24 protein-coding genes are annotated in these 21,710 nt (G+C 71.8%); 11 read left to right on the top strand and 13 right to left on the bottom strand.

Annotated features, from left to right (window positions below; translation table 11 throughout):
• From C1I98_RS14035 to C1I98_RS14025, 3 genes are all read right to left on the bottom strand, one after another.
• Window positions 1-322 (bottom strand): hypothetical protein (locus C1I98_RS14035; protein ID WP_111167609.1); only part of this gene is annotated, 322 nt, incomplete at its 3' end.
• Window positions 319-897, bottom strand: coding sequence for an RNA polymerase sigma factor (locus tag C1I98_RS14030; protein ID WP_111167608.1), 579 nt, complete (start codon window positions 895-897; stop codon window positions 319-321). The genes C1I98_RS14035 and C1I98_RS14030, both read right to left, overlap by 4 nt.
• A gap of 9 nt (window positions 898-906) precedes the next feature.
• Window positions 907-1,974: a S8 family peptidase gene (locus C1I98_RS14025; protein WP_233507854.1), complete on the bottom strand. Its 1,068-nt coding sequence runs from the start codon at window positions 1,972-1,974 to the stop codon at window positions 907-909.
• Window positions 1,975-2,223: 249 nt separating this feature from the next.
• On the opposite strand from C1I98_RS14025, the gene C1I98_RS14020 reads away from it, so the two are divergent.
• On the top strand, window positions 2,224-2,718 hold the full coding sequence (locus C1I98_RS14020) for a DUF3145 domain-containing protein (protein WP_111167607.1): 495 nt from the start codon (window positions 2,224-2,226) through the stop codon (window positions 2,716-2,718).
• Window positions 2,719-2,874: 156 nt separating this feature from the next.
• On the opposite strand, the gene C1I98_RS14015 is transcribed toward C1I98_RS14020, so the two are convergent.
• From C1I98_RS14015 to C1I98_RS13985, 7 genes are all read right to left on the bottom strand, one after another.
• A complete protein-coding gene (locus C1I98_RS14015) occupies window positions 2,875-4,299 on the bottom strand; it encodes an acyl-CoA carboxylase subunit beta (protein WP_111167606.1) in 1,425 nt (474 codons plus the stop codon).
• A 10-nt stretch (window positions 4,300-4,309) separates the two neighbouring features.
• Entirely contained in the window at window positions 4,310-5,542 is a 1,233-nt protein-coding gene (fabF, locus tag C1I98_RS14010) for a beta-ketoacyl-ACP synthase II (protein WP_111167605.1), read from the bottom strand.
• An 86-nt stretch (window positions 5,543-5,628) separates the two neighbouring features.
• Window positions 5,629-5,868 (bottom strand): acyl carrier protein, encoded by a 240-nt coding sequence (locus C1I98_RS14005; protein ID WP_111167604.1) that lies wholly within the window; start codon window positions 5,866-5,868, stop codon window positions 5,629-5,631.
• 76 nt (window positions 5,869-5,944) lie between these two features.
• Window positions 5,945-6,901 carry a beta-ketoacyl-ACP synthase III gene (locus tag C1I98_RS14000; RefSeq protein WP_111167603.1) on the bottom strand — a complete coding sequence of 319 codons (957 nt, stop codon included), beginning with the start codon at window positions 6,899-6,901 and terminating at the stop codon, window positions 5,945-5,947.
• On the bottom strand, window positions 6,898-7,794 hold the full coding sequence (locus C1I98_RS13995; RefSeq protein WP_111167602.1) for an ACP S-malonyltransferase: 897 nt from the start codon (window positions 7,792-7,794) through the stop codon (window positions 6,898-6,900). Before C1I98_RS13995 ends, C1I98_RS14000 begins: the two co-directional genes overlap by 4 nt.
• A gap of 117 nt (window positions 7,795-7,911) precedes the next feature.
• The gene (locus tag C1I98_RS13990; RefSeq protein ID WP_111167613.1) at window positions 7,912-9,021 is read right to left on the bottom strand and encodes a PucR family transcriptional regulator; all 1,110 of its coding nucleotides are present in this window, start codon (window positions 9,019-9,021) and stop codon (window positions 7,912-7,914) included.
• 164 nt (window positions 9,022-9,185) lie between these two features.
• Entirely contained in the window at window positions 9,186-9,659 is a 474-nt protein-coding gene (locus C1I98_RS13985; protein ID WP_111167601.1) for a DUF350 domain-containing protein, read from the bottom strand.
• Window positions 9,660-9,859: 200 nt separating this feature from the next.
• Between C1I98_RS13985 and C1I98_RS13980 the strand changes: the two genes are divergently transcribed.
• Together C1I98_RS13980 and C1I98_RS13975 are read left to right on the top strand one after the other, a co-directional pair.
• On the top strand, window positions 9,860-10,576 hold the full coding sequence (locus C1I98_RS13980; RefSeq protein WP_111167600.1) for a helix-turn-helix transcriptional regulator: 717 nt from the start codon (window positions 9,860-9,862) through the stop codon (window positions 10,574-10,576).
• Window positions 10,577-10,850: 274 nt separating this feature from the next.
• A complete protein-coding gene (locus C1I98_RS13975; RefSeq protein WP_146607429.1) occupies window positions 10,851-11,378 on the top strand; it encodes a hypothetical protein in 528 nt (175 codons plus the stop codon).
• A 3-nt stretch (window positions 11,379-11,381) separates the two neighbouring features.
• Here the strand turns inward: C1I98_RS13975 and C1I98_RS13970 are convergent, their stop codons facing one another.
• Together C1I98_RS13970 and C1I98_RS13965 are read right to left on the bottom strand one after the other, a co-directional pair.
• Window positions 11,382-12,698: a sensor histidine kinase gene (locus tag C1I98_RS13970; RefSeq protein WP_111167598.1), complete on the bottom strand. Its 1,317-nt coding sequence runs from the start codon at window positions 12,696-12,698 to the stop codon at window positions 11,382-11,384.
• Window positions 12,695-13,348: a response regulator transcription factor gene (locus C1I98_RS13965; RefSeq protein ID WP_111167597.1), complete on the bottom strand. Its 654-nt coding sequence runs from the start codon at window positions 13,346-13,348 to the stop codon at window positions 12,695-12,697. Before C1I98_RS13965 ends, C1I98_RS13970 begins: the two co-directional genes overlap by 4 nt.
• Before the next feature lie 192 nt (window positions 13,349-13,540).
• On the opposite strand from C1I98_RS13965, the gene C1I98_RS42840 reads away from it, so the two are divergent.
• From C1I98_RS42840 to C1I98_RS13955, 3 genes are read left to right on the top strand one after another with little or no spacing between them, the layout of a single operon-like run.
• Window positions 13,541-14,602: a peptidoglycan-binding protein gene (locus C1I98_RS42840; protein ID WP_199536935.1), complete on the top strand. Its 1,062-nt coding sequence runs from the start codon at window positions 13,541-13,543 to the stop codon at window positions 14,600-14,602.
• Window positions 14,599-15,327 carry an ABC transporter ATP-binding protein gene (locus C1I98_RS42835; protein ID WP_199536932.1) on the top strand — a complete coding sequence of 243 codons (729 nt, stop codon included), beginning with the start codon at window positions 14,599-14,601 and terminating at the stop codon, window positions 15,325-15,327. The genes C1I98_RS42840 and C1I98_RS42835 overlap by 4 nt, the downstream gene beginning before the upstream one ends.
• On the top strand, window positions 15,324-16,325 hold the full coding sequence (locus C1I98_RS13955; RefSeq protein ID WP_111167596.1) for an ABC transporter permease: 1,002 nt from the start codon (window positions 15,324-15,326) through the stop codon (window positions 16,323-16,325). The genes C1I98_RS42835 and C1I98_RS13955 overlap by 4 nt, the downstream gene beginning before the upstream one ends.
• Before the next feature lie 53 nt (window positions 16,326-16,378).
• Here the strand turns inward: C1I98_RS13955 and aceE are convergent, their stop codons facing one another.
• Window positions 16,379-19,132 carry a pyruvate dehydrogenase (acetyl-transferring), homodimeric type gene (gene aceE / locus C1I98_RS13950; RefSeq protein ID WP_111167595.1) on the bottom strand — a complete coding sequence of 918 codons (2,754 nt, stop codon included), beginning with the start codon at window positions 19,130-19,132 and terminating at the stop codon, window positions 16,379-16,381.
• A gap of 397 nt (window positions 19,133-19,529) precedes the next feature.
• Here aceE and C1I98_RS13945 point away from each other — a divergent pair, with 397 nt between their 5' ends.
• From C1I98_RS13945 to C1I98_RS13925, 5 genes are all read left to right on the top strand, one after another.
• Window positions 19,530-19,724 carry a DUF1918 domain-containing protein gene (locus tag C1I98_RS13945; protein WP_111167611.1) on the top strand — a complete coding sequence of 65 codons (195 nt, stop codon included), beginning with the start codon at window positions 19,530-19,532 and terminating at the stop codon, window positions 19,722-19,724.
• Between the two features lie 9 nt (window positions 19,725-19,733).
• Complete coding sequence (locus C1I98_RS13940; RefSeq protein ID WP_111167594.1) at window positions 19,734-20,141, top strand: secondary thiamine-phosphate synthase enzyme YjbQ; 408 nt, start codon at window positions 19,734-19,736, stop codon at window positions 20,139-20,141.
• A gap of 147 nt (window positions 20,142-20,288) precedes the next feature.
• Window positions 20,289-20,717 (top strand): DUF3052 domain-containing protein, encoded by a 429-nt coding sequence (locus tag C1I98_RS13935; RefSeq protein ID WP_111167593.1) that lies wholly within the window; start codon window positions 20,289-20,291, stop codon window positions 20,715-20,717.
• A gap of 138 nt (window positions 20,718-20,855) precedes the next feature.
• Window positions 20,856-21,311 carry a peroxiredoxin gene (locus C1I98_RS13930; RefSeq protein ID WP_111167592.1) on the top strand — a complete coding sequence of 152 codons (456 nt, stop codon included), beginning with the start codon at window positions 20,856-20,858 and terminating at the stop codon, window positions 21,309-21,311.
• Window positions 21,312-21,461: 150 nt separating this feature from the next.
• Window positions 21,462-21,710: hypothetical protein (locus C1I98_RS13925; protein WP_111167610.1), on the top strand; the 249-nt coding region annotated here is incomplete at its 3' end.

Here is a 21,710-nt window from a genome sequence, read left to right as displayed (position 1 = left end):
GGGTGTCGTGCAGGGCGCGGATCTCCACGTGGCCTCCTGGACCCGGGTGCGGGATCACCCGGCCCGCGACGTCGATGGCGCCCGCGCTCGCCACCACCTCCATGTCCACGATCAGCCCGTCCGCGGCGAACCGCAGCCGGCGGTAGTCGCCGGCCCCGGCGCGCGTACCGATGGCCGGGGGAGCGGGGATCGGCCGGGCGGTGACCGCGCCGGGCACCCGCAGCCGGTAGGCGTCTTTGGCCGCCCCGGTGACGTGGCCGGGCACGGGATCGCGCGAGGCGGCCAGGTGCAGGGCCGCGATCAGCAGGTCGTCGCCGGTCATCGGACCGCCTCCCTGGTGTCCACGATCGTGCGCAGCCGGCGCAGGCAGCGCGCCCGCGTGGGCCCCACGCTGCCCGGGGGCATGCCCAGCCGTACCGCCAGCCGCTGCGTCCCGGCGTCCGGGGCCGTCGCCATCAGCCGCAGCAGCGAGCGGCAGGGCTCGTTCATGGACTCCACCGCCCGCCACAGCCGCCCCGCCTCATCGGCGTCGAGCACGGCCGAGGCGATGTCCGGTACGGCGGTGCGGGCCGCGTGCGCGGGCTCCTCCGCGGGAGAGGGCGCGGGGTGTTCGCGCCGCCGCCTGCCCGCCAGCCGGATCGCCTCCCTGCGGGTGGTGGTGACCAGCCACAGGCCGACGGCGTGCGGCTCGCGGATGCCGCCCATGCTCTCCAGCAGCCGCAGCCAGGCGGCCTGTACGGCGTCCTCCGCGTCGGCCGCCCCGAGCCCGCAGGCCCTCGCGGTGGACCACATGGCCGCCCCGAACCTGCTCACCAGCGCGTCCCACGCCTCCTGGTCGCCATGGGCGGCGGCGACCAGGAGTTCGCCGGGCCGCACGTCGTGCGTGCGCTCCTCCATGGCCGCCGCTCACAACCGGGCCGGGACGACGACGCCGAGGCCGGGCACCCGCTCGCCGCGTTCGGGGTCGAGCAGTTCGGCGGCGGCCTCCGCGGGGGCCTGGCCGTTGCGGGCGGCCTGCGCCACGGCGGCGCTGACCAGGGCGGTGGCGAAGGAGGTGCCGCTCCAGCGGGCGTACCCGCGAAACCCCTCGGTGTCCAGGAAGCTGCTGGCCAGCCACTCCCCGCGGGCGCAGGCATCGACCCACGGCCCGTGCGCGGAGAACGGGGCCGCGGCGCGCTCTGCGGTGTCCAGCGCGCCCACGGCGATCACTCCGGGGAGCGCGGCGGGCCAGAACGGGCGGGTCGAGGGCGTGTTGCCCGCGCAGGCGACGGCCACCGTGCCGGACTCGGTCAGCCCGGCCAGCGCCGCGGCCAGCAGCGGCGGGGGCCGGTCGCCCGGGGTGTGGCCGCCGAAGGAGAGGTTGAGTATCCCCGGCGGGTCGTGCCGCAGCCGGTGCAGGGCGCGCAGCACGCGGGCCTCGTCGCCGACGCCGTGTCCGTCCAGGACCTTGAGGACGCGCAGTCGTACGCCGGGCGCCCGCCGTACCAGCAGGCCCGCGATGAACGTGCCGTGGCCGGCCTGCGGGTCGAGGCGGCCGTCGTGGTCGGCGTCGGCCAGTTCGGCGGCGCTCATGCCGACCTCGCCGAACCACGGGGCGGGCTTCCACCAGGGGTGCTCGGTGATGCCGGTGTCGAGCACGGCGACCTGCGGCCCGCAGGGAGCCTCCGGCCCAGGTGTCCAGGCGATCGGCTCGGCCGGCACCGGGCGGGAGGCGGGGCCGCCGAACCACAACGGCTGCCCGACGAAGACGTGGTTGGGCGAGACGATGTGGCCGCGTTCGCCGAGGTCGGCGGCGACCTGGAGCGGGTCGACGCCGGCGGTCAGGCGTACGGTGCACACCCCGCCGGCCTCCGAGGCGGCGTGCGTCCAGCGCCCCAGGGCGCCGGCGCCGCGCAGGTCGGTGATCAACTGGCCCGGGCGAATGAGGGCGGGAGGCTCTCCAGAGCGTTCCACGATCGCGATGTCAGGATCCACAGCAGCTCCGTGGTGTTCGGCACGGCCGATGGCGTGCCCGCGTCGGGTAATCGACGGGTAATCGATCGGTCACGCAGTGTATCTTGCGGATGGGAGTGCTGTGTCAAGTGGCACTGGCGCAACACATAGGTATGACCCCGCCTCTGGTGTCACGTCACGACCGACGGTAGTCTCTCCTACAGTCACTTGTGATCATCCCAGTACGAGGCCGTTGGGGAAGGCGCACCTCGTACCGAAACGGGAGGTCCGGTGTCTGCTCGTGGCGTGCTTTACGTCCACTCGGCTCAGCCTGCGCTGTGCCCGCACATCGAATGGGCGGTCGCGGGCGTCCTTGGCGTGCCCGTCGACCTGAGATGGACTCCTCAGCCCGCCGCGCCTGGCACCGTGCGCGCGCAGGCGGAGTGGGAGGGGCATCCGGGCACCGCCCCGGCCGTCACGTCCTCACTCATGGGCTGGCAACGGATCCGGTTCGAGATCACCGAAGATGCCTCGCCGGGGATCGACGGCTCCCGGCACGCCTACACGCCGACCCTCGGCGTCTTCACCGCGGTCATCGGCGCGAGCGGTGACATCCTGGTGCCCGAGGACCGGCTGCGGGCGGCCATGCTGACCGCCGCGCAGGGCCGGGGCGTGCTACAGGACGAGCTTGACAAGTTGCTCGGCCGTCCCTGGGATGAGGAGTTGGAGCCCTTCCGCTACGCGGGAGACGGGGCGCCGGTCCGCTGGCTGCACGCCGCCGTGTAGCCGCGGGCGAGGCCGCCTGGCACGTCGCGCGTGTGCGCGGTCGGGGAAGCCGCACACCCGCCGGCGGGTACGGCGAAGCCCCCGCACCGATCATCGGTGCGGGGGCTTCGCCGCTTACGATCATGTTGTGTCACGCAAAAGCGTGACAAATCGCCCTCAGAGCGGGATGTTGCCGTGCGCTCCACGGGCCGGGGTGGCCTGCGCGAGGACCTTCACGATGGCCCCGCGGGTGTTCGCCGGCTCCAGGATCTCGTCCACGACGCCCAGCTCCATCGCCCGGGCCAGCCCGCCGGTCATCTCCTCGTACTCGGCGGCCAGCCGCTCCTCCAGGGCCGGGCGCTCCTCTTCGGACACCGCGGCGAGCTGACGCCGCTTCAGCAGGCGCACCGCCGCCTTGGTGCCCATCACGCCCATCTCGGCGGTCGGCCAGGCGAAGACCCGGGTGGCGCCCAGGGAGCGGGAGTTCATGGCGATGTAGGCCCCGCCGTACGCCTTGCGGGTGATCAGCGTCACCCTCGGCACGGACGCCTCGGCGAAGGCGTGCAGCAGCTTGGCGCCCCGGCGCACGACCCCGTCGTGCTCCTGGCCGACGCCCGGGAGGTAGCCGGGCACGTCCACCAGGACGACCAGCGGCACCCCGAAGGCATCGCACATCCGGACGAACCTCGCGGCCTTCTCGGCGGAGGTCGCGTCCAGGCAGCCGCCCAGCCGCATCGGGTTGTTGGCGATCACCCCGACCGTACGGCCGGCCATCCGCCCCAGGGTGGTGACGATGTTGGGGGCCCACTTCGGGTGCAGTTCCACGCCCGGCTCGTCCAGCAGCCCCTTGACCAGCGGCTTGACGTCGTACGCGCGGCGCGGCGACTCGGGCAGCAGGTCGCTGAAGTCGATCTCCTTGACCTCCGAGGCGCGCGTCCGGCCCTGGTGCCCGAGGAGTACGGCCAGCCGCCTGGCCTGAACCAGCGCCTCCGGCTCCGACTTGGCCACGACGTGGACCACGCCGCTGCGCTTGCTGTGCGGCTCGGGCCCGCCGAGCCCCGCCATGTCGATCTTCTCGCCGGTGACGCTGTGCACCACGTCGGGGCCGGTCACGAAGATCCGGCCCTGGTCGGCCAGCACCACGATGTCGGTGAGGGCCGGGCCGTAGGCCGCGCCCCCGGCCGCCGGGCCGACGACCACGGAGAGCTGTGGAACGACCCCGGACGCCTTGGTCATCGCGGCGAAGACCCGCCCGACCGCGTGCAGCGACTCCACGCCCTCGGGGATCCGCGCGCCGCCGGAGTGCCAGATGCCGATGATCGGCACGCGCTCCCTGACCGCCACGTCGTAGGCGTGCACGATGTGCTCGCAGCCCGCACTGCCCATCGCGCCGCCCTGCGTCCTGGCGTCGTTGCAGAAGGCGACCACCGGCACGCCTTCGACGCGCCCCATGGCGGCGAGGGCGCCGCTGGTGTCCTCTGGAGTGATCAGGCGGAGCGAGCCCTCGTCGAGCAGCGCCGCGAGGCGCACCTGGGGATCGCGAGGATCCGCGGCCTCCTCGTCGGAGGCCGTGCTCACCACCCTGTTGTCAAGTACCGTCATGAGCGACTCCTCAGTGAGTGGTGAAGGCGATCGCGACGTTGTGGCCGCCGAAGCCGAACGAGTTGTTGATCGCGGCGAGGTCGCCGCCGGGCAGCTTGCGCGGCTCGCCCGAGACGATCTCCACCTCGATGCCGTCGGCGGGGTCGTCGAGGTTGGCGGTGGCCGGCACGATCCGCTCGTGCAGGGTGAGCGCGGTGAAGACCGACTCGATGCCGCCGGCGCCGCCGAGCAGGTGGCCGGTCAGCGACTTGGTCGCGGTGACCAGCGGGTGGCCGCCGATCGCCTCCTTGATCGCATGCGTCTCGATCTCGTCGCCGATGGGCGTCGAGGTGGCGTGCGCGTTGACGTGAATGATGTCGCTCGGGTCGAGCCCGGCGTCGCGGATCGCGAACTGCATGGCCTGCTGCCCGCCGACGCCGCTCGGCTCGGGGGCGGAGATGTGATGGCCGTCGCTGGTGTATCCGGCGCCCGCGGCGACCGCGTAGACGCGCGCGCCCCTGGCCCTGGCGTGCTCTTCGGATTCGAGCACCAAGATGCCCGCCCCCTCGCCCAGCACGAAGCCGTCCCTGCCCTTGTCGAACGGCCGGGAGGCGCGCTGCGGCTCGTCGTTGCGGGTGGACATGGCCCGCATCGCGGCGAAGGACGCCACGTTGAGCGGGTGGATGGCGGCCTCGGTGCCGCCGGCCACGACCACGTCGGCCCGCCCGGAGCGGATCATGTCGATCGCGTAGCCGATGGACTCGGCGCCGGTGGCGCAGGCGCTGGCCGCGGCGTGGGCTCCGGCCCGCGCGCCGAGGTCGATGCTGATCCAGCCGGCCGAGCCGTTCGGCATGAGCATGGGCACGGTGAACGGCGAGAGCCGGTTCCAGCCCTTCTCACGGTAGGTGTCGTAGGCGGCCAGGATCGTGGTGATCCCGCCGATGCCGCTGCCGACCACCACGCCCAGGCGCTCGCCGTCGACCTTGGGGGCCCCGGCGTCCTGCCAGGCCTCCCTGGCGGCGATGAGCGCGAACTGCTCGGCGCGGTCGAGCCGGCGCATCTCCGGCCGCGGGAGCACCTCGGCCGGGTCAACCGCGGCCACGCCGGCGAACTTCACCGGTACCGTGTCGACCCAGTCCTGGGTGAGGGTGTCGATACCCGACCGACCGGCGAGGAGCGCCGACCAGGTCGAACCCACGTCCCCACCGAGGGGCGTCGTCGCGCCGAGCCCGGTGACGACGACACGTACCTGGTCCCTAGCCACTTTGTGTGCACTCCTCTTGGTCGGTTGTGAAAATCCCGGGCATCCGCCCGTGGACGGCCGCGGTGGGCCCGCGCCCGCCCCACGGACTAGCCCTGAATGAAGGTGATGACGTCCTTGACGGTCTTGAGGTTCTTGAGCTGGTCGTCCGGGATCTCGACGTCGAACTCGTCCTGGGCGGCGACGGCGATCTCGACCATGGACAGGGAGTCGATGTCGAGGTCGTCCACGAAGTTCTTCTCCGGGGTCACCTCGGAGGCCGGGATGCCGGTGATCTCGTTAATGATCTTCCCGAGGCCGTCCAGGATCGCCTGCTCGGTGATGGCCATGTCGCGATAACTCCTTGATTGGTTTCTTTTGCGTGGAATCGGGTCTTGCGGTCCGTACGGCGACGCCGTACAGGTCTCAGGGAAGCTCGACCACCTGGGCGGCGAAGGTCAGCCCGGCGCCGAACCCGAGCAGCAGGGCCAGCCCGCCGGACGGGACCTCGCCGCGCTCGATCATGCGAGACAGCGCCATCGGGATGGACGCCGCCGAGGTGTTGCCGGCGAGCACGATGTCACGGGCGATGACGGCGTTGTCCGCGCCGATCTTGCGGGCGATGGACTCGATGATCCGCAGGTTGGCCTGGTGCGGGACGAAGGCCGCGAGCTCCGCCGGGTCGATCCCGGCGCGGTCGCAGGCGTCCTTGGCCACGGGGTGCAGGGCGGTGGTGGCCCAGCGGAAGACGGTCTGGCCCTCCTGGTGCAGGAACGAGTTGCGGTCCTTGACGATGATCGCGTCGGACTTGTCGCCGTCGCTGCCCCAGACCACCGGGCCGATGCGGGGCACGTCGGAGGGGCCGACGACCACGGCGCCCGCGCCGTCGGCGAAGATCACCGCGGTGGAGCGGTCGTTCCAGTCCAGCCAGTGGGAGAACTTCTCGGTGCCGACCACCAGCACGTTTTGCGCCGAGCCGGAACGGACCGCGTCGGCCGCGGCGGACAGGGCATAGCAGAACCCCGCGCAGGCGGCGTTGACGTCGAAGGCCCCGGGGGCGTGGATGCCCAGACGGGAGGCGACCCGCCCGGCCGCGTTGGGAATCTGCGACTCCATCGTGCAGGTGGCCACGAGCACCAGGTCGATGTCGGCCGAGGACAGGCCGCTGGCGGCCACCGCCTTGCCCCCCGCGTGTACCGCAAGGTCGACCTCGGTCTCGTCCGGCGAGGCCAGCCGCCGTTCGGCGATGCCGACCCGGCTTTGGATCCACTCGTCGCTGGTATCCATGGTCTTGGCCAGGTCGTCGTTGGTCACGACGTTGGCCGGTTGGTAGTGGCCGAAGGCCAGAATCTTGGCGCCGGGAGCGCCCTGTGCGAGTTTCACTTGAGCAGCTCCCTGGCGCTGTCGAGGTCGTCGGGGGTCTTGAGGGCCACGGTGGCCACCCCGCTCATGCCGCGCTTGGCCAGGCCGGTCAGCGTGCCGCCGGGAAGCAGCTCGATCATCCGGGTGACGCCCATCTCGGTCATGGTGGCCATGCAGCGGTCCCATCGGACCGGGCTCGCGACCTGCTCCACCAGGCGGGACAGGAGGTCGGCGCCACTGGAGACCGGTGCGCCGTCGAGATTGGAGAGCAGTGTGACCTGCGGGTCGGCGGGCGTCACACCGGCCGCCGCGGCGCGCAGCCGCTCTACGGCGGGCGCCATGTGCACGGTGTGGAACGCTCCCGCCACGGAAAGCGAGACCAGGCGGGCGCGGGCCGGCGGGTCGCTCTTGAACGCGGCCAGCTCTTCGAGGGTGCCCCCGGCGACGATCTGCCCGGCGCCGTTGATGTTGGCGGGCGTGAGCCCGTGCCGCTCGATCGCGGCCAGCACCTCCGGCTCCTCGCCGCCGAGGATCGCCGTCATGCCGGTCTCGGTCAGCGTGGCCGCCTTGGCCATGGCCTGCGCGCGCTCGCGGATCAGCTCCAGGGCCTGCGCCGGAGTGAGCGCCCCGGCGATGGCCGCGGCGGCGAACTCGCCCACGCTGTGCCCGGCCGCGAGGTCGGGCGTGCCGCCCAGCTCCGCGGTGGCGGCCAGCGCGGCGGCGACCAGGAGGGGCTGGGCGACCGCGGTGTCGCGGATCTCCTCAGCGCTTCCTGTGGTGCCGCAGGCGGCGAGATCCAGGCCGACGATCTCCGACCACGCGGCCATGCGGTCCGCGAATCCGGGCAGGTCGAGCCATGGAGCGAGGAAGCCTGGTTTCTGGGCGCCTTGGCCCGGAGCGACGATGACGAGCACGAAATCCAGCCTGCCCTGTAGAAGTTCACCACCCGGATAGAAATCCGTACGAACTTTGTCCACGGTTTGTTGTAGGGATCCTACAGTTCGTACGGACCACTAATGACGTGACAAGGGTCAGGTAACGGGTGATTCGGTCAGCCTGCCCAAGATCAGGCCGACCTGGAGGGTGAAGGCGGAACGGCCTTCGGTGGGCTGGTAACCGGTCAGTTCGGTGATCTTCTTGAGGCGGTAGCGCACGGTGTTGGGGTGCACGAACAGCAGCCGGGCGGTGGCCTCCAGGGACGTGCCCTGCTCCAGGTAGGTGGCCAGGGTGTCGAGCAGCGGCGTGCCCGCCAGCGGGAGGTAGACGTTCTCGATGAGCTGCGCGCGGGCGTCGTCGTCGCCGTCGATGGCCCGCTCGGCGAGCAGTTCGTCGGCGTTGACCGGGCGCGGCGCGTCGGGCCAGCCGCCCGCCGCGCGCAACCCGGCCAGCGCGGCCCGCGCCGAGCGGGCCGCGGTGTGCAGGTCGGGCACCTCCGGGCCGATCACGATCGGCCCGGTGCCGAACCGCGGCGCCATCTGCCTGGCCGCCGACGCGGCGTTCTCCGCGCCGCCGACGATCACGATCAGCCGGTCGCCCTGGACCCCGGCCAGCAGGTCCATCCCCGTCCTGCGGCCCCGCTCGCGCAGCCCGTCGATGATCGACTCCGGCTTGCCCGGCGGTGTACGGCCGGCCAGCACCACCACGGGGGAGGACGTCCAGCCGAGCGCCGCGGCCCAGGAGTGCAGGCCGTCGTCCACCTCGCCCCTGACCAGGGCGTCCACGATGAGGGCTTCGAGCCGCGCGTCCCACGCGCCGCGCACCTCCGCCTCGCGCGCGTAGACCTGCGCCGCCGCGAAGGCGACGTCGCGGGTGTAGCGGAGCATGGCCTGTTCGAGCTGGTCGCCGCCGCCGGGTGCGGCCAGGTCGTCCACCTGCGCCTCGACCACCTCCACCACGACCCGGACGATGTCCACCGTCTGCTGGAGCGAGATCGAGCGCTTCAGCTCACGCGGCGCGGTGCCGAAGAACTCGATGCTCGGGGTGGGCCTGCCCTCGCCCGCGTGCTGGAACCACTCGACGAACGCGGCGATGCCGGCCTGTGCCACCAGGCCGACCCATGAGCGATCCTCCGCCGACAGCGCGCGAAACCACGGCAGCCGCTCGTCCATCCGCGACATGGCCGCGGTGCCGAGGGTGCCCATCGCGCGTTCGAGCCGCCGCGTGGTGTCCGCGCGGGCCTTGCCGCCGCTCTCGACGTCCGCGGCGGGTCCCCCGCCGGGCACGGGACTGCCGGACTGCCTTTCCGATGCCTCGGTCACGTTCCTAGAGTGCCAGGTCACTCGGGGTGCTCACGCGCGTACCCGAATCACAGCACCGCCACGGCGGTGATCAGACCGAGAACCAGGTGGATCACCGCGAGCAGCCGCGCGCCGGGCTGCGGACGCGTCTCGCGTACCAGGTCGTGCACCGATATGCCGATGATGTGGTCGAACAGCAGCATGGCCACCGTCTGCACGGCGATGCCCACCATGCCGAAGGTCAGGGTGGTGAGCAGCCCCTCGTGCAGTTCGCCGCTGGAGGACCACATCGAGGCGGCCACGATGAGCCCGATGGAGGTCAGGCCGGAGGAGGCGAGCAGCGTGGCGTTGGGGTTGCGGTCGGTCTTGATGAGGTCGCGCAGGTTGCCGGGGATGGCCAGGTCGATCACGAAGAAGCCGATGATCAGCAGCAGTACGCCCAGTGTCGCGTAGGCCAGGATGGCGAGCGCGCCGCGGCCGAGGTCGTCGCCGAGGTCGTCGCCGAGGTCGTCGGCGAGTGGGGCGGCCAGGGCGGTCACCATCTGGCATGACTCCTAGTGGTCGCGGAGCCTGCCGTCCCTGCCGGGCACGGCGGTACGCCGGGACGCGGTAAGTGGGGCTCACGATGGACGGTAACCCCAACAGATTACTGGTATGCACGGCATTACCGCACTTACCGGACTTCCGCTCTCTCGGCCGCCGGGGGCGCGGGAATGTCGGTGGGCAGGCGTAGTTTCGGAGTGTGAACCGTACCGATCGGCTGTACGCGCTCGTCGAGGAGCTGCGGGCGATCTCCCCTCGATGCCGGTCCGCGGCGGACCTGGCTGCTCGGTTCGAGGTGAGCGTGCGCACGATCGAGCGCGACATCGCGGCTCTGCAACAGTCCGGCGTCCCCATCTACCCCCAGCCCGGCAGGCGCGGCGGCTACGTGCTCGACAAGGCGATGTCGCTGCCCCCGCTCAACTTCACCCCGGCCGAGGCGGTGGCCATCGCGGTCGCGCTCGGCGGGGCGGGCGGCCGGCCGTTCGCCCGGCACGCGCGCACCGCGCTGCGCAAGGTCGTCGCGGCCATGCCCGGCGGCGACAGCGAGCGGGCCAGGGAGCTGGCCGCCCGGGTGCGGCTGTTCGACCAGGCCGAGGCCGACGACGCGGCGGCCTCGGCCGACGTGGCCCGGGTGATCGAAGACGCGCTCCAGCACCGCCGGGTCCTGCGCCTCGGCTACCAAGACGGCAAGGGCGCGGTGACCACCCGCGACGTGGAGCCCGGCGTCTTCCTGGGCGGCCGGGGCGGCTTTTGGTATCTGGTCGGCTACTGCCGATTACGCGAAGACGTGCGGGTCTTCCGCCTCGACCGGATCACCGCGGCCGCGCTCACCGGGGAGCGCTGCCCGGAACGGGCGCCCGAGGAGTTCACGACCGACCTGCCCGACATGGTCCTGCGCAATCCGGCGCTCGACTGACCGGCCGAAAACCCCACGACCGGCCGGACACGCGTCCGAAAAAACCGACAGGCAGTTGTCGCCCGGCCCGGTGACCATTGACCTGTCCGATCTGTCCGACCTGTCCCAAACCTCGGCTCCGAGACTTCCCGGGCACGCCGCCCACCGCCGATCGGCGGCGCGCCCGGGAAACACCCCGCGTCCCGCCGCCTTACACCTCGCTAACCCGCGCGGCCCTAGACATGGACGCGTCGTCGCGCGGCGAAGGCCCGCGCGGTCTCGGAGGTGCGTGCAGATGAGAGTCCGGCGTGCGGTCGTGCTCACCGGCGTGGTGGCGGCGCTTTCCGCGCTCACGGCATGCGGCCAGCAGGCGTCGTCCAGCGGGGTCGCCTCGGTGGCCGGCACCGGGCGGGCGGGCGCCTCGGCGTCGCCGTCCCCCTCGGTCTCGGCCGACCCGGCCAAGTTCGCCCGGTGCATGCGCGAGCACGGCATCAAGATCAACGAATCCAAGGGGGGCGGAATGGTCACCGCCCGGGTCACGAAGGGCGACAAGACGAAGATGGAGGAGGCGCACAAGGCGTGCGGCAAGTACATCGAGGGGGCCATCGCCGAGCGGATGAACGACCCGAAGACGCACGACGCCATGGTCAAGTTCGCCGCGTGCATGCGCGAGAACGGCATCGACATGCCGGACCCGCAGCCCGGCAAGGGGTTCCCGGCGCTGGCCAAGCCGGCCAAGCGCCCCAGGGGTGACGCCGCCATGGAGAAGGCCGTGAAGGCGTGCCAGGACCACCTCCCCGGAGGTCGCACCAAGCGCCCCTGATCCCTAGGCGGGGGACCGCTCCCCGGTCGCGGGGAGCCGGACCACGACGGACAGGCCGCCGTCCGGGCGCGCGGTGGCGGCGGCCGACCCGCCATGCGCCACGGCGATCGCGCGGACGATGGACAGCCCGAGCCCCGACCCCGAAGACGAGCCGATCCTGTCGTGCAGCCGCCGGAACGGCTCGAACAGGTCCGCCACGTCGTGGGGCGGAATGGCCACGCCGTCGTTCTCCACGGTGAGCACGACCTCCCCCGGCTCGCCGGACTCGGCCGCCAGCCGCACCCGCAGCTCCCCGCCCTTCAGGTTGTACTTCACCGCGTTCTCCACCAGGTTGAACGCACACCGTTCGAGCAGCAGCGCCTCGCCGGCCGTCCACACCTGCGGCAGGTCGGCCGTCACGGTGACGCGCCGCCGCTCGGCCGCGGGCCCGACCTGGTCGAGCACCCCGCGCACGATCTGCCGCAGGTCCACCGGGTTGCGGGCGATCACCTCGTGCTCCGAGCGCGCGAGCAGCAACAGCCCCTCGATCAGGCGTTCGTGCCGGGCGTTGGTGCCGAGCAGCGCCTTGCCGAGCGCGCGCAGGTCGTCGGAGGCGTCCGGCTCCTCCAGCGCCACCTCGATCAGCGTGCGGTTGATGGCGATGGGCGTGCGCAGCTCGTGTGAGGCGTTGGAGACGAACCGCCGCTGCCCGTCGAAGGCGCGTTGCAGCCGGTCCAGCATCGCGTCGAAGGTGTCGGCCAGCCGTTTGACGTCGTCGCGCGGCCCGCGCAGCGCGATCCGCTCGTGCAGGGTGCTCTCCGAGAGGCGCTCGGCGGCGGAGGTCACCCGGCGCAGCGGGCTCAGCGCGCGGCCGGTCATCGCCCACCCGAACAGCACACCGGCCACCCCCACGCCCAGCATGATCAGAACGGAGTTGCGCAGCACGTCGGCGAGCACCGCGGCCCGGCCGGCCTCCAGCCGTTCGAGCACGGTGGTGCCGAGGAAGTCCGCCGACCTGCCCACCGGCCCCTGCACCGGCCCCTGCACCGGCCCCTTTACCGTTCCGCGCCGGGCGAACGCTTCCTCGCCCGGCCGTACCGGCGGCCCTTCGGTGGGCCGGGCCACGTCGACCGCCTTGGTCAGGGCGGCCAGCGGCTTGCCCGCCACGAACTGGTCCTGGATGGCGCGCTCGGTGAACAGGTAGGTCACCCACACCAAGGTCGCGCCCCCCAGCAGGAACAACAGGCTGTAGAGCAGCATGAGCCGGGCGCGCAGCCCGATGCCCGAAACCCGCGCGCCGGCGGCGGACAGGCCGGCCGCGGCCCGCCGTACCGGCCTCACAGGCGGTACCCCGCGCCGAGCACGGTCTCGATGACCGGCGGGTCGCCGAGCTTCCTGCGCAGGGTCGCCACGGCGACCCGCAGCGCGCCGGTGCCCGCGTCGTAGTACTCGTCCCAGGCCCGCGCCAGCAGATCGCGGGGCGAGACGGGCGCGCCTTCGGCCAGCATCAGCTCCTTCAGCAGGGCGAACTCCCGCCTGGTCAGACCGACGGCCCTGCCGTCCCTGGTCACCGCGCGGGTGGCCGGGTCCAGCCGCAGGCCCGCGCGCTCCAGCACCCTGGGCCTGGCCCGCGCGGTACGGCGGGCCAGCGCGCGCACCCGCGCCACGAGTTCGGCGAACGCGAACGGCTTGGGAAGATAGTCATCGGCCCCCAGCCCGAGCCCGGCCACCCGGTCGGTCACCGTGTGCGCCGCGGTCAGCATCAGCACCCTGCCGCCCGCGCCCGTCGCGACCAGGTGCCGGCACACGTCGTCGCCGTGCACGTCCGGCAGGTCGCGGTCCAGCACGACCACGTCGTAGTCGACGTACGACAGGCGTTCCATCGCCTCCGCCCCGTCGTAGACGACGTCCACCGCCATGGCCCTGCGCCGCAGCCCGCCCGCGATGGCGTCGGCCATCTCCGGCTCGTCCTCGACCACCAGCACGCGCATCTCACGCACCTCCGGTGACCAGCGTGAACCACCCGATGTTAGGAGCCGATAAGGCGACCGGCCCGATGATCGCGCTTACCCTGCGCTAACCCCCGTCGCCCTACACATCGGGTGGTGCCACGGGCGTGGGTCCCGTGGGCCGGAGGTGAGGACGATGAGACGTGACCGGCCGGCCTGCCCGGGAGGCGGCGGATGAGGCGCAAGGGGGCGCTGTTCGCCGGGGTCGCGGCGGTGGCGGTGATCGGCGGCGGCACATGGGCGGCGGTGAACTCCTCCCGGCAGGGCGGCCCCGAGCCCGGCGCCACCGCCGCGACCCCGCCGGCCACCGCCGAGATCACCAGGACCGACCTGGTCGACTCCGAGTCGGTGAGCGGCAAGCTGACCTACGCCGAGGAGCGCAAGGTGTCCTACACCGGCTCCGGCACCGTCACCGCCGTTCCCGCCGAGGGAAAGGTGATCAGGCGGGGCGGCGCGCTGCTCAAGGTCGACCGCCGCCCCATGGTGCTCATGTACGGCAGGCTGCCGCTCTACCGCGAGCTGAACTCCGGCGTGAGCGACGGGCCCGACGTGGAACAGCTCGAACGCAACCTCAAGGCGCTCGGCTACGGCGACGACCTCACCGTGGACGAGGACTTCACCTACGCCACCTCGGCCGCCGTCAAGGCGTGGCAGAAGGACCGCGGCCATCCGCAGACCGGCGCGGTGGACGCCGCCCAGGTCGTCTTCCTGGACGGGGCCGTGCGGGTGTCCGGCGTCTCGGTGGAGGTCGGCCGGAAGATCAACGGCGGCGAGGTGCTGACCGTGACCGGCACCCGCAGGATCGTCCAGGTGGACCTGAACACCGACGACCAGGCCCTGGCCCGCAAGGGCGCGCGGGTCACCATCGAGCTGCCGGGCGGCGAGGAGGTCAAGGGGCGCATCGTCCGCGTCGGCACGGTCGCCCAGCAGGTCAGCGCGGAGGAGGGCGGCGGCTCGACCATCGACGTGGAGATCTCGCTGGGCGGCCGGAAGACCGGCCGCCTGGACCAGGCGCCGGTCAACGTCGCCATGGAGAGCAAGCGGGTCAAGGACGTGCTCACCGTCCCGGTCGAGGCGCTGCTCGCGCTGCGCGAGGGCGGCTTCGGCGTGGAGGTCGTCGAGGGCGGCGCGACCCGCCTGGTCGCCGTGGAGACCGGCGCGTACGGCGGGGGGCGGGTCGAGATCACCGGCGACGGCCTCGCCCCGGGCATGAAGGTCGGGGTGCCCGCGTCGTGAGCGCCGTCAACGTCGTCGAACTGACCGGGGTCACCAAGGTCTACGCCGGTGACGTCGCCGCGCTGCGCGGAGTGGACCTGCGGATCGGCGCCGGGGAACTGCTCGCCATCGTCGGCCCCTCCGGATCGGGCAAGTCCACCATGCTGCACATGATCGGCACCCTGGACCGTCCCACCACCGGCACCGTCACCATCGCCGGCCACGACGTGGGCGGCCTGTCCGACCGGCGGCTGTCCTCGCTGCGGGCACGCCACCTGGGGTTCGTCTTCCAGCAGTTCCACCTGTCGGCGGGCGTCAGCGCGCTGGACAACGTGGCCGACGGCCTGCTGTACGGCGGGCCGCGAATGCGCGAGCGGCGCGAACGCGCGGCGGCGGCCCTGGAACGGGTCGGCCTCGGCCACCGCCTCGGGCACCGCCCGCACCAGCTCTCCGGCGGCGAGCAGCAGCGGGTCGCGGTGGCGCGCGCGGTGGTCGGCGATCCGCCGCTGCTGCTGGCCGACGAGCCGACCGGGAACCTCGACTCCGGCGCGGGGGCGGAGGTGCTGGCCGTACTCGCAGGCCTGCACGCGTCGGGCACCACGGTCGCGATCATCACGCACGACATGGAGATCGCCGGCTGGGCTCCCAGGCGGGTCAGGCTCAAGGACGGCCTGATCGTGTCCGACGACTCCGGCGACAGGGACGCAGCGGATGTCACGGCGGGGGTCGCGGGGGAGCGGCGATGAGCGACCGGCTCGCCACGACGCGGCTCACCCCCGGCGACGTCCTGCGCGTGGGCGCGGCGGGGCTGCGCGCCCGCCCGGCCCGGGTCGTGCTGTCCGCGTTCGGCATCGCGATCGGCATCGCGACGATGGTCGGCGTCATCGGCATCTCCGCCTCCTCGGCGGAGAGCCTGCTGCGGCAGCTGGACCGGCTCGGCACCAACCTGCTCACCGTGCAGCCCGGCAACACCCTGTTCGGCGACGCCGCCAAGCTCCCGATGGACGCGCTCGCCATGGTCCGCAGGATCGGCCCGGTCACCACGGCCTCGGCCACCGGTGACGTGGACGCGAGCGTACACCGCACCGACCGGATCCCCGAGGAGATCACCGGCGGCATCGCCGTACGGGCCGCCGACGGCGACCTCGTCAAGACCCTCACGGGCCGGGTGCGTTCCGGGACGTGGCTCAACGCCGCCACGGAGAAGTACCCCGCCGTCGTGCTCGGCGCGGTCTCCGCGCAGCGGCTCGGCCTGAGCAAGGCGGGCGGCAGGGTCTGGATCGGCGGCCGGTGGTTCACCGTGCTCGGCATCCTGGACCCGCTGCCGCTCGCCCCCGAGATCGACCGCTCGGCGCTGGTCGGCTTCCCGGCCGCCGAGCGGTACCTGGGCTTCGACGGCCACCCAACGATGATCTACGAGCGGTCGGAGGAGGCGGCGGTCGCCGACGTCCAGGCCGTGCTGCCGCGCACGGTCAATCCGGAAAACCCCGAGGAGGTGGAGGTCAGCCGCCCCTCCGACGCGCTGGCGGCCAAGGCCGCGGCCACCGGGGCGTTCACCGGGCTGCTGCTCGGCGCGGCGGTCACGGTCGGGTACGCCTACACGCGGGACTGGCCCTCGGTGGTGCCGCCCTGGGCGCTCGGCGGCGCCGTGGGCGCGACCCTCGTCATCGGCACCCTGGCCGGGCTCTACCCGGCGATGCGCGCCGCCCGCCTGTCGCCCACCGAGGCCCTGGCCACCACCTGAAAGGCGAAGGGCGCCCCGCCGCGCACGGCGGGGCGCCCCTCGTGTCGTTCGTGCTACAGGCCCATCGACTGGGTGTCGTTGGACTCCGCGCCGCCGGCCTCCGTCACGCCGTTCTTCAGGTGGTAGCGGCTGATCGCCTCGCGCAGGCGCTCGGTCTCGATCTCCCCCCGCCGGGCGAGCTGGGTCAGCACTGCCAGCGTGATCGACGCGGCGTCCACGTGGAAGTGGCGGCGCAGCGCCGAGCGGGTGTCGGACAGGCCGAACCCGTCGGTGCCGAGCGAGGCCCAGTCGCCGGGAATCCACCGGGCGATCTGGTCGGGCACCGCCCGCATGTAGTCGCTGACGCCCACGAACGTGCCCTGCACACCCGACAGGGTGCGGGTGATGTGCGGCACCTTCTGCTCGGCGTCGGGGTTGAGCAGGTTGTGCTCCTCGCAGGCGAGGGCGTCCCTGCGCAGCTCCGTCCAGGAGGTGGCCGACCATACCTCGGCGGCGACCTCCCACTCCTCGGCCAGCATCCGCTGCGCCTCAAGCGCCCAGGGCCCGGCCACGCCGGACACCAGGATGTTGGCCTTCGGCCGCTCCGCCGCCCCCTCGGGGGCCTGGGAGAGCCGGTAGAGGCCGCGCAGCAGCCCTTCCACGTCCAGGCCCTCGGGCTCGGCCGGCTGCGGGTAGGGCTCGTTGTAGACGGTGAGGTAGTAGAAGACGTTCTCCGGCTGCTCGCCGTACATCCGGCGCAGGCCGTCACGGACGATGTGCGCGATCTCGTACGCCCAGGACGGGTCGTAGGAGACCGCGGCCGGGTTGGTCGAGGCGATCAGCGGCGTGTGGCCGTCCTCGTGTTGCAGGCCCTCGCCGTTGAGCGTCGTACGGCCGGCGGTCGCGCCCAGCAGGAAGCCGCGCCCCATCTGGTCGCCGAGCTGCCACATCTGGTCGGCCGTGCGCTGCCAGCCGAACATCGAGTAGAAGACGTAGATCGGGATCATGTGCTCGCCGTGGGTGGCGTAGGCCGTGCCCGCGGCGGTCACCGATCCCATCGACCCCGACTCGCTGATGCCCTCGTGCAGGATCTGGCCCTCGGTGGACTCCTTGTAGGACAGCAGCAGGTTGCGGTCCACCGCCTCGTACGTCTGCCCATGCGGCGAGTAGATCTTCGCGGTCGGGAACATCGCGTCCATGCCGAAGGTGCGCGCCTCGTCGGGGATGATCGGCACGAACCGCGCCCCGATCTCCTTGTCGCGAATGAGGTCCTTCAGCAGGCGGACGAAGGCCATCGTGGTGGCCACCGCCTGTTTGCCCGAGCCGCGCCGCAGGTCGGCGTAGACGGGGTCGCCGGGCAGCTTCAGCGGCTTGGCCCGGTTAACCCGCTTGGGCAGGTAGCCGCCGAGCGCCGCGCGGCGCTCCTTCATGTAGGCGATCTCGTCGTCGTCCTCTCCCGGGTGGAAGTAGGGCGGCAGCTCGCCCTCCAGGGCCGAGTCCGGGATCGGCAGGTAGAGCCGGTCGCGGAACTCCTTCAGCTCGGCCTTGGTGAGCTTCTTCATCTGGTGGGTGGCGTTGCGGGCCTCGAAGTCCTTGCCGAGGGTCCAGCCCTTGATGGTCTGGGCGAGGATCACGGTGGGCTGGCCGACGTGCTCGCGCGCCGCCGCGAACGCCGCGTACACCTTGTGGTAGTCGTGGCCGCCGCGCGACAGCCTGCGGATCTCCTCGTCGGACAGGTGGGAGACCATCTTGCGCAGCCGTGGGTCATCGCCGAAGAAGTGCTCGCGGATGTACTCGCCGCTCTCGACGGAGTAGGTCTGGAACTGCCCGTCGGGAGTGGTGTTCATCTTGTTGACGAGCACGCCGTCGACGTCGGCGGCGAGCAGCGGGTCCCAGTCGCGGCCCCATACGACCTTGATGACGTTCCAGCCGGCGCCGCGGAAGAACGACTCCATCTCCTGGATGATCTTCCCGTTGCCCCGGACCGGCCCGTCCAGCCGCTGGAGGTTGCAGTTGATGATGAAGGTGAGGTTGTCCAGCTCCTCGCGGGCGGCCAGGCCGATCGCGCCCAGCGACTCCGGCTCGTCCATCTCGCCGTCGCCGAGGAAGCACCACACGTGGCTGCGGCTGGTGTCCTTGATCTTGCGGTTGAGCAGGTAGCGGTTGAACCGCGCCTGGTAGATCGCGCTGATCGGCCCCAGGCCCATGGAGACCGTGGGGAACTCCCAGAAGTCGGGCATCAGTCGCGGGTGCGGATAGGAGGGCAGGCCCTTGAACCCGTGCGAGAGCTCCTGCCTGAACGCATCGAGCTGGGCCTCGTTGAGCCGCCCTTCGAGGAAGGCGCGGGCGTAGATGCCCGGTGCGGCGTGGCCCTGGATGTACACCTGGTCGCCGGACTCGCCGTGGTCCTTGCCGCGGAAGAAGTGGTTGAAGCCCACCTCGTAGAGCGAGGCCGCGGAGGCGTAGGTGGCGATGTGCCCGCCGACGTTGGTGCGTGCGTTGGCGCGCGACACCATGACGGCGGCGTTCCACCGGATGTAGGCGCGGATGCGCCTTTCCACGTGCTCGTCGCCGGGGAACCACGGCTCCCGCTCCGGCGGGATCGTGTTGATGTAGTCGGTGCTGCGCAGTCCCGGCACGCCGACAGAGTGCTCACGGGCCCGCTCCAGCAGGCGCAGCATCAAGTACCTGGCTCGCGAGCGCCCCTCCGTCTTGACGACGGTGTCGAGCGATTCGAGCCACTCTTGGGTCTCGCTGGGATCGACATCAGGAAGCTGGCTGGGTAGGCCGTCACTGATGATCGAGAAACGCTGGCGTCCGGAAGCCACTGGGTCTTCGCCTTCCGAGGATGGACTTGTGAAGCCTCTATGTATGGTGTCTAGGTCACTTCCATCCTGGCTGCTTACCCAGCAATGCGCATCTCTACTGTCGAGTAGCCGAGATGTCCCTGCTGGCAGTCGGCCGGATGTGGCCTAGTCCACCGATCGTAGGACGATTCTGGCATGTAGCGCCCCCACCGGCAAAGGTTCGTTCTGCAACGTGAGCGGCGTGAGGGCGGCCGGGCCCGCCGGGAGGGGTCCACCGGCGTGTCGCGTTCACGGCGAGCGTAACGATTCGGTCGAAGTTCTCCTCGCTCTCCCGCAGAGACGCCCGCGCCCTCTTCCCCAATGCCGCCCGCCGTACCAATGTGGAAGACACCGTGGCCATGCGGAAGGAGGGATGCACATGAACGCGACGGTTGGCGATCGGCTCCTCGTACACGGCAATGTCGTCGGGGAGCGGGACCGCCGGGGGGAGATCATCGAGGTGCGCGGCCCCGGCGGCGGCCCGCCGTACGTGGTGCGCTTCGACGACGGGCACACCGGTCTGGTATTTCCCGGCCCTGACGCCGTCGTCGTCCCAGCTCAACGGCGGCCGTAAGATCGACTGGTGAAGTCAACGGAGATCGAGGTCACGACCGGGACACGGGACCGTGTGCACGACATCACCCGGGAGTGCGAGAACTTCGCGAGAAGCTGTGGCGAGGACGGGCTGCTGCACGTCTTCGTCCCGCACGCCACGGCCGGCGTCGCGCTCATCGAGTTGGGCGCCGGCAGTGACGAGGACCTGCTCACGGCCCTGGGCGACCTTCTCCCGGCCGACGGCAGGTGGCGGCACGCCCACGGCTCGAAGGGCCACGGGCGGTCGCACGTCATGCCGGCCTTCGTGGCGCCGTACGCGAGCGTCCCCGTGGTCGGCGGGCGGCTCGCGCTGGGCACATGGCAGTCGATCACGATCGTTGATCTCAACGTGGACAACCCGAACCGTCGAGTTCGTTTGTCTTTTTTGTCCGACTAATTCGGGCATACCGCAGCCTCGGGCGGCCCGTTGCCGTGGCGACCGTTGACGTCGGCGGGTCGCAGCGTGTGGACTGTGCCGAAGCGAAGGCCCACATAGGGCCGGACGTCCGCATCGGACGGGGCCATTCAAGCAGGAGGGATAGACGTGAGCGCGACCGCGGGTCAGGCGCAGGGCGAGCGCGGCCTGGCCGAACGACTCGGCCTGAAGCCGGGTCAGGTGGTGCAGGAGATCGGCTGGGACGAGGACTGCGCCGAAGAACTGCGCGAGTCCATCGAAGAGCTGACCGGCAGCGAGTTGGTCGACGAGGACTACGACGACGTCGTTGACGTGGTGCTGCTCTGGTGGCGCGACGGCGACGGCGACCTGTTCGACGTCCTGACCGGCGCCCAGACCGGGCTGGCCGACGGCGGCCAGATCTGGTTGCTGACGCCGAAGGCCGGCAGGAGCGGCCACGTGGAGCCGAGCGATATAGGAGAGGACGCCACGACGGCGGGTCTGTCGCAGACCAGCAGCATCAGCGCCGCCGCCGACTGGTCGGGGACCCGGTTGGCGACCCCGAAGACGCGTCGTTAGCCCGTCGCTCGTTCATCGGGGGCCGTAACTGCCGTACGGCCGGCTCCGCGCGGGCCGTGCGGCAGAACGCGTACGCGCGGCCGACGCGCGCCGTGGACGCCTGTCCATGTGCCTGGATACTGACTGGGAGGACCTTGCATGTCCGTCGAGGTCGGCTCCGTCGCCCCGGACTTCGAGCTGCAAGACCAGCACGGCACTCCGGTCCGGCTCTCCGGCCTGCGGGGGTCGAACACCGTCCTGATCTTCTATCCGCTGGCGTTCAGCGGTGTCTGCACCAGCGAGCTGCGGTCCATCCGCGACGAGTTCGCGCCGCGCCGCGACGAGGTGCGGGTGCTCACCGTCACGGTCGACTCGATCTTCGCGCTGCGCGCCTGGGGAGACCGGGAAGGGTACACGTTTCCGCTGCTGTCGGACTTTTGGCCGCACGGTGAGGTGGCGCGGGGGTACGGTGTGTTCGATGAGGAGAGGGGCCTCGCGCTGCGGGGCACCTTCGTCATCGACGGCGAGGGCGTGGTCCGCTGGAAGGTCGTCAACCCGATCCACTCGGCGCGCGACACGGCGGAGTACACCGCGGCGCTCGCCGCGATCTCGTGAGCTCGTGACGATCGCGTAAGGCCCGATGTGACCTTCTGGCACGACGGGATCCAGATATTTCCAGATTTCCGGATCTTCCCGGCCTGCCAGGGCGGCTCCGCCCGGGACGGCCGGTGGTGACGTCCAGCATCGATCCTGACGGAGGCGAGGATGCCCTGCTACCACTGCGGGGCCCGGCAGACGGACCCGGTCCGCGGCGCAAGCCCCTGGCTGCGCGGCGTCAGCGGCGGAGGTCAGGTCCTCATCTGCCCGGACTGCCAGGGTGCCGCGGACCTGCGGCTCGACACCTGTGACACGTGCGGCTCCACCCGCCTGGTCTGCCGCCTCGGCGAGGTCGAGTGCCGCGACTGCGGCGCCGAACGCCCGGCCGCCAGATCCACAGCCGGCGTCCTCGCCCCC

The organism is Spongiactinospora gelatinilytica (assembly GCF_003236385.1).
Classification (GTDB): Bacteria; Actinomycetota; Actinomycetes; order Streptosporangiales; family Streptosporangiaceae; genus Spongiactinospora; species Spongiactinospora gelatinilytica.
This window is presented reverse-complemented; position numbering and strand designations above follow the sequence as displayed.